Origin of the sequence: Selenomonas sp. oral taxon 892 str. F0426 (assembly GCF_000468035.1) — a bacterium.
GTDB lineage: Bacteria > Bacillota > Negativicutes > Selenomonadales > Selenomonadaceae > Centipeda.
In genome coordinates this window covers 106,452-123,806 of the sequence record NZ_KI260546.1, presented here as the reverse complement: position 1 = coordinate 123,806, position 17,355 = coordinate 106,452, and the positions used below count along the sequence as shown (strand labels likewise).

17 protein-coding genes are annotated in these 17,355 nt (G+C 55.0%); 4 read left to right on the top strand and 13 right to left on the bottom strand.

The annotated features are described in order from the left end of the window. Nucleotides 1–5: 5 nt before the first annotated feature. A complete protein-coding gene (gene def, locus HMPREF1992_RS10015; RefSeq protein ID WP_021685789.1) occupies nt 6–476 on the bottom strand; it encodes a peptide deformylase in 471 nt (156 codons plus the stop codon). 20 nt (nt 477–496) lie between these two features. Then, nucleotides 497–1,318 carry an amidohydrolase family protein gene (locus HMPREF1992_RS10010; protein WP_021685788.1) on the bottom strand — a complete coding sequence of 274 codons (822 nt, stop codon included), beginning with the start codon at nt 1,316–1,318 and terminating at the stop codon, nt 497–499. Nucleotides 1,319–1,507: 189 nt separating this feature from the next. Here HMPREF1992_RS10010 and HMPREF1992_RS10005 point away from each other — a divergent pair, with 189 nt between their 5' ends. The 4 genes from HMPREF1992_RS10005 to HMPREF1992_RS10980 are packed head-to-tail and all read left to right on the top strand — an operon-like array spanning nt 1,508 to nt 5,920. Beyond that, a complete protein-coding gene (locus HMPREF1992_RS10005) occupies nt 1,508–2,557 on the top strand; it encodes a YafY family protein (protein WP_021685786.1) in 1,050 nt (349 codons plus the stop codon). Nucleotides 2,558–2,591: 34 nt separating this feature from the next. Then, nucleotides 2,592–3,287, top strand: a complete 696-nt coding sequence (locus HMPREF1992_RS11855; RefSeq protein WP_021685785.1) for a hypothetical protein — start codon at nt 2,592–2,594, stop codon at nt 3,285–3,287. Nucleotides 3,288–3,311: 24 nt separating this feature from the next. Then, nucleotides 3,312–4,649, top strand: coding sequence for an AAA family ATPase (locus HMPREF1992_RS10000; RefSeq protein ID WP_231366988.1), 1,338 nt, complete (start codon nt 3,312–3,314; stop codon nt 4,647–4,649). Between the two features lie 32 nt (nt 4,650–4,681). After that, nucleotides 4,682–5,920: an HD domain-containing protein gene (locus HMPREF1992_RS10980; protein WP_021685783.1), complete on the top strand. Its 1,239-nt coding sequence runs from the start codon at nt 4,682–4,684 to the stop codon at nt 5,918–5,920. A gap of 4 nt (nt 5,921–5,924) precedes the next feature. Here HMPREF1992_RS10980 and HMPREF1992_RS09990 read toward each other — a convergent pair whose 3' ends face one another. The 11 genes from HMPREF1992_RS09990 to pepD form a co-directional block, all read right to left on the bottom strand. Next, nucleotides 5,925–6,656, bottom strand: a complete 732-nt coding sequence (locus HMPREF1992_RS09990) for a 7-carboxy-7-deazaguanine synthase QueE (protein WP_021685782.1) — start codon at nt 6,654–6,656, stop codon at nt 5,925–5,927. Nucleotide 6,657: 1 nt separating this feature from the next. After that, complete coding sequence (queD, locus tag HMPREF1992_RS09985) at nt 6,658–7,038, bottom strand: 6-carboxytetrahydropterin synthase QueD (RefSeq protein WP_021685781.1); 381 nt, start codon at nt 7,036–7,038, stop codon at nt 6,658–6,660. A gap of 65 nt (nt 7,039–7,103) precedes the next feature. Continuing rightward, nucleotides 7,104–8,378 (bottom strand): glycosyltransferase family 2 protein, encoded by a 1,275-nt coding sequence (locus HMPREF1992_RS09980; RefSeq protein WP_021685780.1) that lies wholly within the window; start codon nt 8,376–8,378, stop codon nt 7,104–7,106. 6 nt (nt 8,379–8,384) lie between these two features. Beyond that, the gene (pssA, locus tag HMPREF1992_RS09975; protein WP_021685779.1) at nt 8,385–9,098 is read right to left on the bottom strand and encodes a CDP-diacylglycerol--serine O-phosphatidyltransferase; all 714 of its coding nucleotides are present in this window, start codon (nt 9,096–9,098) and stop codon (nt 8,385–8,387) included. Further along, nucleotides 9,095–9,727, bottom strand: coding sequence for a phosphatidylserine decarboxylase (locus tag HMPREF1992_RS09970; RefSeq protein ID WP_037359561.1), 633 nt, complete (start codon nt 9,725–9,727; stop codon nt 9,095–9,097). Before HMPREF1992_RS09970 ends, pssA begins: the two co-directional genes overlap by 4 nt. Nucleotides 9,728–9,807: 80 nt before the next feature. Further along, nucleotides 9,808–10,533 carry a WecB/TagA/CpsF family glycosyltransferase gene (locus tag HMPREF1992_RS09965; RefSeq protein ID WP_037359558.1) on the bottom strand — a complete coding sequence of 242 codons (726 nt, stop codon included), beginning with the start codon at nt 10,531–10,533 and terminating at the stop codon, nt 9,808–9,810. 73 nt (nt 10,534–10,606) lie between these two features. Beyond that, on the bottom strand, nt 10,607–12,415 hold the full coding sequence (aspS, locus tag HMPREF1992_RS09960; RefSeq protein ID WP_021685776.1) for an aspartate--tRNA ligase: 1,809 nt from the start codon (nt 12,413–12,415) through the stop codon (nt 10,607–10,609). A 1-nt stretch (nt 12,416) separates the two neighbouring features. Then, a complete protein-coding gene (hisS, locus tag HMPREF1992_RS09955) occupies nt 12,417–13,682 on the bottom strand; it encodes a histidine--tRNA ligase (protein WP_021685775.1) in 1,266 nt (421 codons plus the stop codon). After that, nucleotides 13,682–15,187 (bottom strand): coproporphyrinogen dehydrogenase HemZ, encoded by a 1,506-nt coding sequence (gene hemZ / locus HMPREF1992_RS09950; RefSeq protein ID WP_021685774.1) that lies wholly within the window; start codon nt 15,185–15,187, stop codon nt 13,682–13,684. Before hemZ ends, hisS begins: the two co-directional genes overlap by 1 nt. A 5-nt stretch (nt 15,188–15,192) precedes the next feature. Further along, nucleotides 15,193–15,666 carry a Fur family transcriptional regulator gene (locus tag HMPREF1992_RS09945; protein ID WP_081689304.1) on the bottom strand — a complete coding sequence of 158 codons (474 nt, stop codon included), beginning with the start codon at nt 15,664–15,666 and terminating at the stop codon, nt 15,193–15,195. A 159-nt stretch (nt 15,667–15,825) separates the two neighbouring features. Then, nucleotides 15,826–17,280: a beta-Ala-His dipeptidase gene (gene pepD, locus HMPREF1992_RS09940; RefSeq protein ID WP_021685772.1), complete on the bottom strand. Its 1,455-nt coding sequence runs from the start codon at nt 17,278–17,280 to the stop codon at nt 15,826–15,828. Nucleotides 17,281–17,355: the final 75 nt, after the last annotated feature.

Sequence of the window (17,355 nt, the reverse complement as noted above, 5' to 3'; positions counted from 1 at the left end):
CTTCGTCACCCCTTTTCCTCCTCCTTGCGAAGGCTTACAGCGATATCGATAAAAAGACGTCCATCGAGGTGATCGCACTCATGCTGAATGCAGCGTGCGAGAAGACCGTCTGCCGTCAGACTGCGCCTGCGGCTGCGTCGATCCGTATACTCCACCGTCACACGCTCGGCACGCTCCACATCTCCGTAGACCTGCGGCACGGAGAGGCAGCCCTCCGAGTCCACTACCGTCCCCTCACGCATCGTGATGACGGGATTCACAAGTTCAAGCAGCCCATGCTCGTCCTGCACATCGATCACCACGATGCGCAGAGACTTACCCACCTGCGGCGCAGCAAGACCAACGCCATCGGCGGAGTACATCGTCTCCGCCATATCGTCGAGCAGCTGCCGATGGCGCTTTGTGAGGCGTTCGATCGGCTCTGCGACCTGTTTTAGGACGGGATCACCCGCCTTTTTGATTTCCAGTATTGCCATAGATTTTCCCTTATCCAAAATTATATGTGCAAATCGTAAATTCGCACGGCATTATCATAGAACACTGCGTTCCAATACTCCTCGGGGATGAGCAGCTTCGTGAACGCAATGTAGTCATCGAAATTCGCGAGCGGCCAGTCCGTCCCGAACATCAGGCGGTCATAGGTATTCAGATACGCGAGCCATCCATGCAGTTGGTCGATATAGAATTTCTTCCGCTGACAGAATAGCGCAAAATCCTGAATTTTGCCTGCGAGCATACCCGAGAGATCGGCGCTCACATTCGGATTCTTCTCCATCACAGCAACCGCATCCGTGAAATACGGTTCGCCGAAATGGCACATGACGAAATGCACATCGCGGAACTTCGTCGCCGCCTCATCCATCACATTCGGGTGCGCGTATTTGAGCAGCGCCTTCTCCGTCGCCGTCAGACCCGTATGCACAGCGACGGGTTTCTTGTACTGAGCCGCAAGCTGATAGACGGGTGCGAGCATATCGTCATAGATATAGAAATAATGATACCCCGGATAGAGCTTGATGCCGACACAGCGCTCACTCTGCAGATGCTGCTCGAGCGCAGGCAGGAGCTTTTGGAGGCGTCCCGATGCGATCTCTGTCACACCGTCGCCCCCGATTCCAACACAGTAGTGGAAAATATCGGGATATTGAGGGTTGATCTCCTCCACGGGCAGATTGCCCATTACAATGCCATGGACAATACCCGACGCGCGGAAATCGCGGCGCAGACCCTCCTCTGTATTCTCATGCCCCGCCGCCCGTGCCACCGTATCAAAATACTCCCCTCTGCCGAAGTGCAGATGGGCATCAATGATCTTCATATATTTTCACTTTCTACAGGAACTACGTCACTATTCGTTTAGTGTACCATACACGTCAATAGTTTTTCTGTAACCGAAGAAACAAATACATGCAGATTGTAAACTCCATTTCCCAGTCTATTCGAGTCAAAGTGTACAAAAAAATGCACATTGACTGTGCTATACTGGTGATCAAGGAGGTGCAGAAGAATGTACGCAAGCGGGAGCAAGAAGATGCTCAACATGATGATTCTGGAGATTCTTCGAACGCATACAGATGAGGAACATCGTCTGACACAGCAGGAAATCATCCGTATGATGAAGCTGATGTACGGCGTCACCTGTGACCGCCGCTCGGTGCGCAGCAACATTGAGGCATTGCAGGAAATGGGCTATGAGATTGAGGTGCGCCCAGGATACGCACTCATTGATCGGACATTCGACAATGCAGAGCTGCGGATGCTGATCGACAGCGTACTCTTTTCACACGAACTGTCTGCAGTGCAGGCAAATCGCCTGATCGAAAAGCTGAAATCGCTTGGCAGTCGTTATTTTCAGCCAAAGGTATCCCATGTGGCTCATCTCTCAAAGCTCCACCACGCGGAGAATGCACAGGTAATGCACACTCTGGACGTGCTAAACGATGCCATAGAGGCGAAGCACAAGGTGCAGTTCACCTACAATAGCTGTGGTACAGATTTCCGACTGCATCCGCGGCGGACTGCGCCATACGTGGTAAATCCCTATCAGATGGCTACACAGAACGGTCGCTATTACCTCATCGGCAACTATGATGCATATGACAACGTCTCGCATTACCGCATTGACCGCATTACAGACATCAAGATGCTGGATGAGCCTGCAAAGCCAAAGAGCGCAATCCGCGATTTCGCACAGGGATTCAGTCTGCCGCGCCACATGGTGGAAGACATCTATATGTTCAGCGGAGAGAGTGTCACCGTTCAGCTTCGGACATACACCTATATGATGGATGCGCTTACAGACTGGTTCGGCAGGAATTTTCGCCTCGAATTGGAAGACGAAGAGCGCATGCTCGTAACCCTTCGCTGCAACGAAGAGGCGATGAAGTATTGGGCGCTGCAGTTCGGCATATATGTCGAGATCATCTCACCCGAGCGTCTGCGTACGACAGTAAAGGATGCGCTACGACGTATGTGTGAGATCTATGGGCTGGAAGCCCCTCCTTGTTCCCTGAAAACTAAATCGAATGGATCCCCGCATATATGTAAAAACAATTGATATAACGGAATGATAGATCAAAGGAGTGAGAACAATGTTATTTTACGAATTTCAGATCAGCTGCAACCCTGCAGAGGAGCTTCCGTCCGGATACGGTGAAGAGCGCAGAAAACGCGAGGAGCGGCTCTCCGAACTGAATGAAGTGCTCTATGCACAGCACACCGACGGAAAGAATTTTTTTGTCATTGACCGTCCCCTTTCGGACGGCTTCCACATGTGCGGGGCTGTGGGTCAGACGAAACCTATGACTGCAGGACTGCTTGGAAAGCTGCTTGCACCGATGCTGTCCGAAGTATGTGATATGAAAAAAGTTTCCGTAGAGAGTCTGCGTGAGATCACACGCGAACAATTCGCCCATTACATCGAAATTTGTGATAAAAAAAGTTACCTGAATTGCTGTAGTCCCCTGTATGATCTGCAGCTGAATTATGCAGACAATCGCTACTTTCGGCTTGCGGAGGAGATTGGCGCTATGCGCCCGCAGCTCTCTCGCATGAAGGCATACCGCGAGGCAGAGGAGCTGATGGCAGACAGCAGCTTCCTGGATGAGCTGGCACGGATTTACTCTGACAAGAATGAGCGGAAGATTTTTTACGGGCATCCCGTGCATTATCACATCACAGCAGGAAATTCAGACGCTGCGATGGCAATGGCGCGCCTGCTCGTGCGTGCTCTCTACTCCAACAAGCGCCTTGCAGGGCAGCGCATCAACAGGGTTTACAACATATAGGAAGAATGCTATGACGAATCCGACTTGGATCATCTCCTGCGTCATGCAGAGGGTGGAACCGTTGTCCTCGAGATGTGCAGCTGCGCCGAGGAGGAAAGATATGCGGGCAGCTACGAGCGGGTAAATGAGTACGTGGCTGGCATGATCCGCAAGTATCAGCGCAATACGCTCTTTATTCTGGTCGACTTCCACATGCAGAGGGGCGGACTGAAAAATCTGTTGACCACACTGCGTGAGGACATTTCCTTTGTGCACATCGAGGAGGGTGCAGGCAGCCGTGCGCAGGCAGCGGCATATCTGCAAAGGCTCGATGCACAGTCATCAATGCCCCACTACACCGAGCACGAATTGGAGCAGGCTCTCGGTGATCGGCGTACCTTCCGCGCATCGGACATTCACCAAATTCACGAAAAGCTCTACCGCGACGCTCTGAAGAACAAGTCCTACCGTGCATATCAGAACCTGGACTTCCATCCCGAAACAACAGTGCAGAAGCCGGTTCAAGACGCCGCTGCAATACTGCGGGACATGGTTGGGCTGAAGCAGCAAAAGGAAATCCTAGAGCAAATCGTTGCCGCATTCGCCATTCGGAAGATGCGGGCGACCCTCGGCACAGAAACGAAGCGCCCGTCCATGCACATGTGCTTCACAGGCAATCCGGGCAGCGCGAAGACGACGGTTGCACGCCTGCTCGCCGACATTCTGAGCAAGGAGAACATCCTTCCCACAGGACGTTTCATCGAGTGTGGGCGCGCTGACCTCGTAGCCAAGTACGTCGGGTGGACCGCAGTGTGCGTCAAAGAGAAATTCCGTGCAGCACGCGGCGGAATCCTCTTCATCGACGAGGCATATGCACTTCTCGATGACCGCTCCGGCAGCTACGGAGATGAGGCAATCAGCACCATTGTACAGGAAATGGAAAATCATCGGGAGGACGTGATCGTCATCTTCGCGGGATACCCGAAAAAAATGCAGGCTTTTTTAGATGCCAACGAGGGACTGCGGAGCCGTATCGCATTCCACGTGAGCTTCCCCGACTACACAGCGGATGAACTTGCGGAGATCCTGCGGCTGATCGCACACCAGCAGGGCTACACGCTCACAGAGGAGATCGTGACGCATTGCCGCACGCAATTTTCCTCCGTGTGCAGGCAGGCGGACTTCGGCAACGGACGTTTCGTGCGAAATGTCTTTGAGCAGGCGCTCATGAATCAGTCGCAGAGGCTCTGGACGCTTCGTGAACAGAACGCCCTCACGGAGGACAGCCTGCGGCAGCTCACCGTCGCCGACTTCAATGTCGCCGCCCTGCAGCCTGTCCGTCAAAGACAGGCCTCAATGGGATTTTCTGTTTCACATGCATGAGCTCATGGAAATCAACAATTTGGAGGTAAAAAATGACAACAGGTAAGAGCAATTTGACACCGGGAGGTGCCGAAAAAGGGAGTCGTCTGTGGATGCAGCGGCTGGTCGATGCACCGCACTTCCCATTGTTGGCACAGGAATTTGCCGCGCAGGTTGGCGAAGATGTGGAGTGGGTTGCCCCACTCCCCCAAAATAATTTCAAGGAATATAAGCTGAATCAAAATGAAGCGATGTCGAGCCTCTTTCCTGGTGCGGACAAGATGAATATCTTCGATTTTTGGCCAAAGAATCAACCGCAATGGGACGGCATCGCCATCGGCCGAAACAGCGGCACACTCTATCTGGTGGAGGCAAAATCCTATCGGCAGGAGGCCGAAGGACAGAAGTCGAAGGCAAAAGACCCAAAGAGCATAAATCAGATCAATGATGCTCTGAAGAAAAACCATGCAGTGCATTTCCCGAAAGGAAATTTTGCGCTGTGGACGGAGGGTCATTATCAGCTTGCGAACCGCTTGACGTTTCTCTATGAAATCCAAGCACGCTGCGTACCACAGTTCTTCCCCTCCGTGCAACTCATGCTGCTGAACTTTGTCGGCGACCCGACAATGAAGAAGACCACGCGAGAGGAGTGGGAATCGTATTACAGAAATGTATTTGAGGAAATGCTTGGTACGACGCAGGCACCTCAGGGCGTTCTGCTGCTGCATCTCGATGTGGAGCTCTGTCACAGGTATCAGGCTCTGAAGAACATGGTGAGAAACCGCAGCACGGCATTTGCCGCACTGATGCACTTCATCGAGCAGGAGACGGCCTACCTCACAGCACCCGCCTCTACAAAGTATCACCTGTGTCGCAGGCACGGCCTGCTCGAGCACAGCGTGAACGTTGCCGAGACAATGCTGAAGATGCGCGCGTCAGTCGCTCCTGACCTATCTGAGGAGAGCTGTGTCATCGTCGCCCTCCTCCACGATCTCGGCAAAGCGGGCGTCCCCGGAACACCGCAGTATCTGAAAAATGATGAGGAGGACGCACGATATCCCTATCGTTGGAATCGGAAGCTCACCTATCTGAGTGTCCCCGTGCGCAGCATTTACCTCATTCTGCCGCACTTTCCTCTTACAGAGGAAGAGACACAGGCCATTGTCTACCACGACGGTCAATACGTCGAGGAGAATAAATGTGTCGCTGCACGCGAGGAACCGCTCACACTTCTTCTGCAGTATGCAGATAATTGGAGTGGATTCGTGATTGAAAAGAAGTTACAAAAATAACATCCTACAACAAATCCATCATGCGGTGGGTCTGCGGGATGATGCGGACATCGGGGAGATGCCGCAGAGCAATGCGTTGGAGTTCGAGGAGGCGTGCGGGACTCGGTGCGCTGCAGCCGCCATAGGGTGTCACCGGCTGGAGGACAAGGAGCGTCTCGGGGGCAGTCTTTGCAACGAGGCGAGCCGCATGCTCCACATCCTCATCGTGCGTTTCTGCGGCAACAACGACCTTGACATAGACATCCTTTGTTCTCGCAACGGCCAGGAAGCGCGCATGTGCATCCCAGACGGGTGCAGACAGCACGTCCGGCAGCTTCAGATCCATGCTGACATGTGAAATACAGTCAATGCATTCCGCAAGGGCTTTGTCAAGTGTGCCGTTCGTCTCAAGAAAGATCGGCAAAGAAACACGCGCGGCAAGTGCACGGATAAAGCTCACATGGAGCAGCGGCTCTCCGCCCGTGATGCTCAGCGAGTGATGCGGAACTTTGCCCGCAAGCCGCATGATGATCTCCGCCGCCTGCTCTGCAGAAAGCGGATTTTCGTACGGAACGAGTTTGTGCGACCCCACCCGCTCCTCGACCATACAGTGCGGATGACGTCCGACCTCGTTCTCCGTATCACAGTATGTGCAGTCGAGATTGCAGCCCTCCAGGCGAACGAAAACCTGACGACAGCCGACGTATTTCCCCTCCCCCTGTATGGAGGAAAAAATTTCGATGATGTTCTCGCGCATATCAGCCCTTCGTATAGGTGACAGAGGACTTCGGCGACTCCCAGACGGTCAGCGCTGTAAGGTCTGCGGGAGATGCCGCAATTTCCTCACGCGCCGCAAGGCGCTCGAAAATGATGCGGGCAAGGTTCTCCGCCGTGGGGTTGACACCCTCGTTGAACGGAGGAAACTCGTTCAGATAGTAGTGATCGAAGTCGTCGAGCACCTCAGCAAGTGTTTTCTTTGCAATCTTGAAGTCGATCAGCATACCGAGTTCATCGAGCTGCGTCCCCTGAAAGGTCGCCTCAACCACCCAGTTGTGTCCGTGCAGACGGTCGCATTTGCCGGGATAGTTCACGACGCGGTGCGCCGCCTCGAATGCCCCTTCGACGCGTAATGTATACATAGTGTTCTCCTATTGCAATGCTTGATTGAAAAGAGGCTGCCGCACGTATGCAGCAGCCTTTTGTGTTACTTCACGTTGCTCATGACCTCATCCATGCTCATGGCGCGTGTATGCTTTGTATGGCTCCACTCGTGCTTGTTGCGGTGGATGAACCCGAGGAAGATGATCGGAATCCACGAGTAGATGAACACAGGATAGAGCAGCAGATAGAACCATGCCTTGAGCTTCGCGCGCACCTTGATGAGGATGATCATGGGCAGGACATACTGCCCGATCATGATGGCTGTCATGAGCTGTGACGGCAGGAACTTGTAGATGCTCGTGTAAAACGGCGGAAAAGCCAGCTGCACGTAGCTGATAATGATGAAGAATGTCGAGATCATGAGGAAGTGCGGCTGCAAGAGATAGATGCAGCCATCCCATATACGGATGTCGCGCTGCTTCCACCCCTCACGAATCATCGTCGGGATAAAGCGGTGTGCCACGTCGAACTGTCCCTGTGCCCAGCGTCGGCGCTGATTCCACGCCTGTTTGAACGTCAGCGGCTTCTCATCGTAGACAATGGCATCATGCGCCCACGTCGTCTTGATGCCCTCTGCGAGCAGCTTCATCGTGAACTCCATGTCCTCCGTAAGACAGGTCGCACGCCAGCCGTGACGTTTCAGCACATCCGTCGTAATGCACATGCCCGTGCCGCCGAGGCATGCGGAGAGTCCGATATTCGTCTTGGCAAGATGGGAGATGTGGTCGATGACCCAGAACGCAATCGCAAACGTGCCCGCGACCCACGTATCGTACGGATTCTTCGCGTCGAGAAATCCTTGAATCACCTTGTCTCCCTTGAGCAGGCGATTGTTCATCTCCTTGAGGAAGTTCGGATGAACGAGGTTGTCCGCATCGAAGATTGCAATCGCGTCATACTCCTTGTCCATCGCGAAGAGGCGCTCAAACATCCACTCGAGCGCAAAGCCCTTGCTCTTCTTCGTCGGATGCGTGCGCTCACAAACAATTGCACCCGCCCGCTCCGCAATCTGTGGCGTTTCGTCGGTGCAGTTATCCGCAATCACATAGATATCGTATAGCTCCTCAGGATAGTCGAGACGCTTCAGATTCTCGATCAGCTGTCCAACGACCGCTGCCTCATTGTGCGCTGCGACTACAACGGCAAAGGTTTTTTCAGGCGTCAGGATCTTCTTCTCTTTCCTGCGCCAAAGGCAACAGAAACCAATGCAGAAAAAATAGAGCGTAAAGAGCAGAATAATGATCTGCAGAGGAACCATGACGATATCAAAGACATGTGCTGGAAGATAGGGCGAGACAAATTGAATAAACTCTGTCATGCGGCTTCAGCCTTCCTTTGCACGGGCCATAACGGCAATCGTATGGTTGACGATTCCAAAAAGGGCATAGGTCGTGAATACTGCTGTAAATACAGCGGGCAGGATCGCAGCGCTGCCAAGGTACAGAATTCCAACGAATACGACAAGAGCAAAGATTTTGGAGACCATGTAGATTTTCTCTCCGCCGCCCTTAAAATCCGGATAATGCACATGGCTGACCATCAGATATGCCGTGAGGGCGATGGCAAACGGATAGAACCAGCCAAACGAAAGAGGATCGATATCGAGTGAGAGAAAGAGCCACGTCGACATTGCAACAAGGTTCCCGCCCGCTGGGATCGCCAGCCCCATAAAGTATCCGTGCACGACGCTCGCATTCACGTTAAAGCGCGTGAGACGCCACATCCCACAGACAGCAAAGAAGATCGTCACCGCTATGCCAATAGTGCCGTAGCTCTTTAGGGCAAGCGTCCATGCAAGCAGCGCGGGCGCGATACCGAACGAACCGAGGTCGCAGAGCGAGTCCATCTCCTTGCCGAACTCACTCGATACACCGAGCGCACGAGCTGTTCGCCCGTCCAGTCCATCCGCAATGAGTGCGAACAGAATGAAGAGTGCACTCCAGTCGAGATGTCCTTCGATCGTCGAGAGGATGGAACACATACCAAAAACAAGATTCATCGCCGTACAGATATTCGGCAAAAGCCGTCTGTAATTCATTCGCTTTCGATCCTCCCCAGAACAGTCTTGCCGCCCTGTACCTTTTCACCCTTTTGCACAAGGATCTCCGCCCGCTCCGGCATGACAATCTCGAGGCATGAACCAAAGCGGATCATTCCGTAGATATCTCCTTGACCCAGATGATCATCAAGGGTCACCCACGAGACAATACGCCGTGCGAGAATGCCTGCAATCTGCTTCACCGTGATACGCAGATCGCCGCGGTCAATACCAATCAGATGATGCTCGTTCACAAAGCCGACCTCATCCTTGTAGGCGGGCCGAAAGCGTCCACAGTAGTATTTTTGAAGCTTGATCTCCCCATTGATGGGACTGCGGTTGACGTGCACATTGAACACTGACATAAAGATGACAATCTTATTGCACGGCTCGCCCACGAAATCATCTATACCAACCGGGGCAATCTCCGTGACCGTGCCATCCGCTGGGGATAGAATATGGCTTGCATTTTGTACGATCTCGCGTGCAGGGCTGCGAAAGAAATACGCAAAATAACACGCGAGTACGACGAATGGAATCGCCGCATACGGATGTGCAAAAATCCCGAGAATAACAGCCAGTATAAGCGCTGCAGCAATAAATTTATAGCCTTCGCTTACAACGACCATGCGCATCCGCCTCCTTTTCAAATGATTACACTGCTCTCAATTATAATGGAAAGCCTATTCTTTGTCCACAGATACAGCTTTTATTTTCGCGAGCTGTGCACCTTCAGCACAAATTTCGGCAGGGCAAGCAGGCGCCCCGCACGCTTCGGCTGAAGCATCCCGCGGAAGAGCCATTCGAGCTTTGCCTTCTGCATCCAGCGCGGTGCGCGCTTCATCACACCCGCCATCACGTCGAGCGTCCCGCCGACACCGATGGCAACGGGCACGCCGAGCTCCGCCAGATGTGCGGCGATCCACTTCTCCTGCTTCGGCACACCGAGTGCGACGAGCAGGAGGTCAGGCTTCGCAGCCTTGATCTCCTCGATGATCGCCGCATTGTCCTCCGGCTTGAAGTAGCCATCGCGCACGCCAACAATCTCGATGCCAGGATACAGCTTCTCCGCCTTTGCCTTTGCCTTCTCCGCAACGCCGGGCGCAGAGCCAAAGAAGTAAATGCGCCGCCCCTCCGATGGCGCTGCACGCAGCAGTTCCTGCGCGAGATCATAGCCCGCCACACGCTCTGGCATCCGGTGCCCGAGGTGATGTGCCGCCCAGACCGTTCCTGCCCCGTCTGCCACGACGAGTGCCGCCGCATTGAGGATGCCGCACAGTTCGGGGTCGTGTGTCGCACGCATAATCATCTCTGCGTTCGCCGTTGCGATCATCACACCTGTAGGCTCATCCATATAGGAGCGCACGGCGGCAACTGCCTCCGCCATTGTAACCGCATCGACATGCACGCCCAGTATATTGACACGCTCGCTCAAGGGCATTTCCCTCCCAACTGTACCTCGCGAAAAGAGAGCGCCCGTCCCCAGACGCCCTCCCTATTTTCAACTGTTACTGCGCGGCATTGTCCGCCTTTTTCTTCGGCACAGCCGTGCGGATATAGAGTTCACGCAGCTGCTTCTCATCGACCGGCGACGGAGCCTCACACATGACATCCGATGCACTCTGCGTCTTCGGGAACGGAATAACATCGCGGATACTGCGGCGTTTTGCCATAATCATGACAAGGCGATCCAGACCGAACGCAAGTCCGCCGTGCGGCGGCGTGCCGTACTCGAACGCATTCATCATAAAGCCGAAACGCTCGCGTGCCTCCTCCGGCGCAAAGCCGAGCGTCTCAAAGACCTGCTCCTGCAGATCGCTGCGGTAAATACGCAGGCTGCCTCCGCCAATCTCGACGCCGTTCAGTACCATGTCATAGGCGTTCGCCTTGACGCGGCCGGGATCACTCGTGAGCAGCGGAATATCCTCCTCGCGCGGTGCCGTGAACGGATGGTGCATCGCCTTGTAGCGTTTCTCCTCCGCGCTGTACTCGAACATCGGGAAGTCCACGACCCAGAGGAAGGACAATTCGTCGGGATTCATCAAGTTGCGGCGGCGGCCCATCTCAAGGCGCAGTTCACCGAGTGCCTGTGCCACGACGGCGGGCTGATCGGCAACGACGAGCAGGAGATCGCCCGTCTTTGCCCCAACGGCATTCTTGATCGTCTCGAACGTCTCATCCGAATAGAACTTCTTGAAGGGCGACTTTACGCCCTCCTCTGTGTACTGAATCCACGCAAGCCCCTTCGCTCCGTAGTTCTGCACATACAGCACAAGGTCATCAAGCTCACGACGCGGGATATTTGCATAGTCCTCGACATTGATGACCTTGACGCGGCCGCCCGCCTCCATGACGGAATTGAACACCTTGAACTCCGAACCGCCGACGTAGGCCGTGATGTCCTGCAGCTCCATGCCAAATCGCAGATCGGGCTTGTCCGAGCCGAAACGCTCCATCGCCTCGTCCCAGCCCATGCGGCGGAACGGCGTTTCAACCTTAATGCCCATGCTCTTCTCGAAGAGCTCCTTCACCATCTCCTCCATCAGTGTGAGGATGGAGTCCTGATCCATAAAGGACATCTCAATATCGAGCTGTGTGAACTCGGGCTGACGGTCGGCACGCAGATCCTCATCGCGGAAGCAGCGCACGATCTGGAAATACTTTTCAAAACCTGAGACCATGAGCAGCTGCTTGAAAATCTGCGGCGACTGCGGCAACGCGTAGAACTCGCCCGCATTGAGGCGACTCGGCACGAGAAAGTCGCGCGCACCCTCGGGTGTGCTCTTGCAGAGCATCGGCGTCTCAATCTCAAGGAAGCCGTTCCGATCGAAGAAATCGCGCATGATCTTCGTCACGCGATGGCGCAGCATGATATTCGCCTGCATCTCAGGACGACGCAGGTCGAGATAGCGATAGCGCAGACGGATCATCTCATCCACGTCGATGCCGTCCTGAATATAGAACGGCGGCGTCTTCGCCTTGTTCAGAATGCGCAGCTCATTGACGACAATCTCGACCTCGCCCGTCTCCATGTTCGGATTCACCGTCTCCGCGCTGCGCGCACGCACTGCCCCACGCACACAGATAACGAACTCCGAACGCAGCGTCTCCGCCTCATGGAACGTCCCCGCTGCCATCGCCGCCTCGTCAAAGACGATCTGCACAAATCCTGAGCGATCGCGCATATCTACAAAGATCAGTCCTCCGTGGTCGCGGCGGCGCGACACCCAGCCGCACAGCGTTACCTCCCCGCCGACCTGATCCTTGCGGAGCGTGCCGCAGTCATGTGTCCGTTTGAGTCCCTGCATCGTTTCCATCTCAGCTCTTCACCTCAGAAATCAATCGTTTTACAATATCATCAAGAGAACAAGTCTCCTGTGTACTCTCTGCCATATCCCGCACAACTGCCTCATGCTTTGCGAGTTCATCCTCACCGAGAATGACAGCATAGCGTGCGCCGGACTTGTTCGCCTGCTTCATCTGTGCCTTCATGCTGCGCCCCGCGTAGTCCATCAGTGTGCGCACACCGCCCTGGCGCAGATCGTGCAGCAGCGGGAACGCCGCAGCTGCCGCCGCCTCCCCGAGTGCGATGAGAAACACATCCGCTGCCGGCGCTTGTACGGGCAGCAGATCCTGCTGCTCAAGCGCGAGCAGAACGCGCTCAAGCCCTGCCGCAAATCCGACCGCAGGGGTTGGATTCCCGCCGAGTTCTTCGACAAGACCATCGTAGCGCCCGCCGCCTGCAACAGCACTCTGCGCACCGAGCGGCGGATAGGCGATCTCGAACGCTGTCCGCGTGTAGTAGTCGAGTCCGCGCACAAGACGCGAATCGAGTTCATAGGATACGCCGGCCGCCCGCAGATGATCCTGCACTGCCTCGAAATGCGAGGAACACTCCTCACAGAGACAGTCTGTAATCGCAGGCGCTCCCGCCATAAACGGCTTCTCTGCGTCCGCCTTGCAGTCGAGAATCCGCATGGGTCTCACGGTATAGCGACTCTGGCAGTCGCCGCAGAGCGATGTCAGATGCTCCTTGAAATACGCCTGCAGGCGCTCCCGATAGACAGGGCGGCAGCTCGGACAGCCCACGGAGTTCAGCTTCAGCGTCAGCCCATCCAGCCCAAATGACTTGAGCAGATCGTACGCGAGGAGAATTACCTCGGCATCCACGGCGGGACTCGCCTCTCCAATCGCCTCCACGCCGAACTGGTGGAACTCGCGCATACGCCCCGCCTGCGGCCGGTCATAGCGGAACATCGAGCCGATGTAGAAGAGCTTCTGCAGCCCGCCGTCCGCATAGAGCTTGTTCTGCAGGTACGCGCGCACGGCGGACGCCGTATTCTCGGGACGCAGCGTCAGGCTGCGGTCGCCGCGGTCGGTGAAGGTATACATCTCCTTGTCCACGACATCCGTACCGTCACCGATTCCGCGCTGAAAGAGTTCCGTATGCTCGAAGATCGGCGTGCGGATCTCATGGTAGCCATAGCGGTCACAGATGTCACGGATGCGGGACTCTACATACGTCCACGCGTTCACTGTATCGGGCAATATGTCCTTTGTCCCCCGTGGCGCATTCGTCAGCATCAGAGCGTTTCCTCCTCGTATTCCGCACGCAGGAGCGCACGGCGTTTTTCAATGTAGATGTCAATATCACGCAGATAGGTCACGAGATCCTTTGCATTGAACACCGAGTGCATACGGCCGCTGCGAATCCCGAGCACCTTCGTCGCAGCGGCGCCGCCAATGCCGATGATCGTCTGACGCTCCTCCATGATCTGAATGTTGTAGATGCTCTCTGCGCCTGCGCGTGCATAGCCAACGTTCTCCAGATCGCCGCTCATATAGCCCTGCCGATAGAGATAGTACGGACAGTAGCCCGCCTCCTCCACTGCGTGCACAGCGACCTCGCTCATGCGCAGCGTCTCCGCATCGGACGGCAGCTCGACGTGCTCCGTCTCCATCTTGAGCCTGAGATTCGAGCCGCGCTTAAGGGCAAGTGCGTGCAGCGTGATGTCATCAGGCGCAAGCGCCGTCACCGCCGCCATCGTCCGCTCCACATCCGCTGCTGTTTCGCCTGGGAGTCCCAAGATCACGTCCATATTGATGTGGACATCGAACGCCGCGCGGATCTCACGCACCATGCGCACGATATCCTCAGGGCTGTGATGCCGTCCGATACGTTCCAAGGTCTCTGCCTGCATCGACTGCGGATTAACACTCACGCGCGTCACAGCGTGTTCCCGCATGGCGGCAATCTTCTCCGCACTCATGCTGTCGGGGCGTCCTGCCTCCACCGTGAACTCCGCAATATGCGATCCATAAAACGCATTATATACCATTTTGAGCATTTCGGCAAAAAAATCATTTGGAAGACTGGTCGGCGTTCCTCCGCCGATGTAAATACTCTGTATCGTAAGCCCTAAAGCGCGCACGTCCTCCGCTGCCGCATCGAGGTCACGCGCGAGTACATCCATAAAGGCACGCAGCTTCCCACGGCTCGGCAGCAGGTTCGATGGAAAGGAGCAATAGAGACACCGAGAGAGACAGAACGGAATGCCGACGTAGATGCTCACCGTCCGCGCATCGCCCTGTGCGAGAAACGGCAGCTGACGCACGGCGACATCCGTAATGAGCCGCGCCTTGCCCGCGCTGCAGTCGTAGTCCTCCTGCAGACGCCCGATGATTGCCTCGGGCGTCATCCCCGCACGCAGCCAGCGGTGCACGATCTTGGTCGGGCGTACCCCGTGGAGGATTCCCCACGGCGCGGCCGACAGTGCAAAACGCGCGCGGAAAAACTCGTAAACATTCCGCTTGATCACACGGTGCACGGCGGCACGTGGAATTTCATCGCCCTTGCCATCCGCAGAAAAAATAAATTTCTCACATGCACCATCATTGGCAAAGAGAAAGACCTCAGTCATAACAGAAGGCGGCTCACCTCCCGACTGCCGGTTTACCACCGACAGCTGGGCGTAATCCGCCTCTCCTGCCCGCCCGACGATCTCCACCTTGAAGAGCGTCAATACCTCGCGGACGATTTTGACTATGACCTCGGCGCTGCTGTTTATCGTTAGCGACCGAATTTTCACGTCTTTTACATCTTCTCCTGACAGTTTTTACAAATGCCAAAGAACTTGGCCTGATGGTTTTCTACCTTGAATCCTGTCTTCGTGAAGATATCTGCCTCCAAATGATCCAGCATATCCTCCTCGAACTCCGAGATCTCCTTGCACTCCGTGCAGATGAGATGATGATGAAAGTGCTGGTTCGGGTCAATCGGGTTCAGCTCGTAGGAGTACGAGCCCTTATTTCGCTTGTCGAATTCCTTGCCGAATTCGATCTTCTGCAAAATCCCAAGCGACACCAGAATTTCAAGGCTCCGATACACTGTAGCAAGCCCGATCTCCGACTCCGTGCCGCGCAGAATGTCATAGATCTTCTCCGCACTCAGATGCTCGCCCGGATGATCCAGGATCACCTGCAGAACAATCTGCCGCTGCGGCGTCATTTTTCGCTGTGTAGCCTGCAAGCGTTTCTTTAAGTCTTCCATCGTGTAGGTATCTGCCATACGCTTCCCCTCCATGTGTTAATTTCCCATGCTAGTCTCTAACATATAATCACAATCAATGAGAATAGTATAGCACAAGCGACAAATTTTTGCTATAGAGAAGAATAATTAAATAAGAACATTCATCTTGGGATGATTGGGACGTAGTATTGGGGCAGCTTATCCTTTTTCATGTGCAATACGCCGCAGCGTGTCCATCATCAGTTTTGCCTCTGGCACAATCGCCGCGATCTCGACACGCTCCGCAGGTGTATGAATGCCCGTTGTCGTAACACCAATGGACACCATGTCAAGATCCGGATTCTTCGCTGCGTGCCAGCTTGTCTCAAGCCCCGCATGAATGCTCTCGATCTTCATCGCAGCACCGCTGTTCTGCGCAGCATACACCTCGCCCATAATCTTCGCGAGAACACTGTTCTCACGCTCACGCCACGCAGGCGACTGCGAGCCCACCGTGAGGTTGAAGTTCGTGCGCTCCGCCATCGTCCGTACCATCACAATGATTTCGTCCAGACGCTCATTCACCGAGGAACGCGGGAAAAATTGGATGCTCACCGTATTTTCATCCATATGGAGAAGACCGATGTTTGCTGAAGTCTCAACCTTACCCACATGAAGACGCGACATATCGTGAACGCCCGTGCGCAGGAGCGTGAGCAGCGCGATGAGGTCGTGCTGCTCCTCTCGTCCAATCACGCGCCCCGTATGCTCCACCGCCGAAAAAGCAAACTTCATCGCAGGGTCTGCCGCACCGTAGAGCGCTTGGAAACGCTTTTCCTCCTCCACAAGTACATTCACAATTTCGCGCTCACCAATGCTCGAACGTATAATCGCCTCCGCTGTCGGCGGGATGGCATTGCGTGCTGTACCTCCTGTAAAAGAGACAATCTCGATCCCGCCGTGCCCCTCAAGCGCCTGCAATGCAAGGGCAAGCGTACGGATCGCATTGCCGCGCCCGTCGCCGATGCGCTCGCCCGAATGTCCGCCGAGCATTCCCTCCACCGCGATGCGATAAGCGGGCAGCTCCGACTCCCTGCGCGAGAGCACTCGCGAAAAATCGAGGTTGACGCTACCCGCGCTGCCGACCGTCATGATATGATAGTCCTCAGAATCGCAGTTGATCAGAAAGCGTGCATCTGCGAGATGTGCTGCATCCAGACGGCGCGCCCCCGACATCCCCTGCTCCTCATCGACGGTGATGATGGCACGCAGTGCACCGTGTTCTTCCGTGTACTGCATAACTGCGAGGATCTCCGCAACACCGATGCCGTCGTCGCCGCCGAGGCTCGTGCCGTCCGCCGTCAAATATTTCTCCGTGCGCACAAGCTTGATCGGATCTTTCAGGGGATCATAGGCGATGCCTGCCTCCGCGACACAGACCATATCCATATGCCCCTGCAAAATTGTGAGAGGAGCAGACTCACAGCCCTTCGATGCCGGCATATCCGCGATGATGTTGAGGACTTCGTCCTGCGTCCCCGTACAGCCGATCTCCGTAAAGCGCTTCTTGAGATAGTCACTGACCGCACGCTCATGTCCCGAGGGGCGAGGAATGTGCGTCAGTGCCTCAAACTCCGCGATCACCGTCTCCAAAATTTTTGTATCATCGATCATACCGTTGCCTCCTGACTAAAACATATTCTCTATTTTACCACATACACAAAAAAGCTGCCACACATCTCTGCGTGA

Bases quoted from the DNA above. Each gene is read 5' to 3' on its own strand.
- HMPREF1992_RS10010 (WP_021685788.1), bottom strand. From the start codon at position 1,318: ATGAAGATCATTGATGCCCATCTGCACTTCGGCAGAGGGGAGTATTTT.
- HMPREF1992_RS10005 (WP_021685786.1), top strand. From the start codon at position 1,508: ATGTACGCAAGCGGGAGCAAGAAGATGCTCAACATGATGATTCTGGAG.
- HMPREF1992_RS09970 (WP_037359561.1), bottom strand. From the start codon at position 9,727: ATGGTCGTTGTAAGCGAAGGCTATAAATTTATTGCTGCAGCGCTTATA.
- HMPREF1992_RS09980 (WP_021685780.1), bottom strand. From the start codon at position 8,378: ATGACAGAGTTTATTCAATTTGTCTCGCCCTATCTTCCAGCACATGTC.
- HMPREF1992_RS09945 (WP_081689304.1), bottom strand. From the start codon at position 15,666: ATGGCAGATACCTACACGATGGAAGACTTAAAGAAACGCTTGCAGGCT.
- HMPREF1992_RS10980 (WP_021685783.1), top strand. From the start codon at position 4,682: ATGACAACAGGTAAGAGCAATTTGACACCGGGAGGTGCCGAAAAAGGG.
- def (WP_021685789.1), bottom strand. From the start codon at position 476: ATGGCAATACTGGAAATCAAAAAGGCGGGTGATCCCGTCCTAAAACAG.
- pssA (WP_021685779.1), bottom strand. From the start codon at position 9,098: ATGAATTACAGACGGCTTTTGCCGAATATCTGTACGGCGATGAATCTT.
- queD (WP_021685781.1), bottom strand. From the start codon at position 7,038: ATGTATACATTACGCGTCGAAGGGGCATTCGAGGCGGCGCACCGCGTC.
- HMPREF1992_RS11855 (WP_021685785.1), top strand. From the start codon at position 2,592: ATGTTATTTTACGAATTTCAGATCAGCTGCAACCCTGCAGAGGAGCTT.
- HMPREF1992_RS09990 (WP_021685782.1), bottom strand. From the start codon at position 6,656: ATGCGCGAGAACATCATCGAAATTTTTTCCTCCATACAGGGGGAGGGG.
- aspS (WP_021685776.1), bottom strand. From the start codon at position 12,415: ATGGAAACGATGCAGGGACTCAAACGGACACATGACTGCGGCACGCTC.
- hisS (WP_021685775.1), bottom strand. From the start codon at position 13,682: ATGCTGACGAATGCGCCACGGGGGACAAAGGACATATTGCCCGATACA.
- pepD (WP_021685772.1), bottom strand. From the start codon at position 17,280: ATGATCGATGATACAAAAATTTTGGAGACGGTGATCGCGGAGTTTGAG.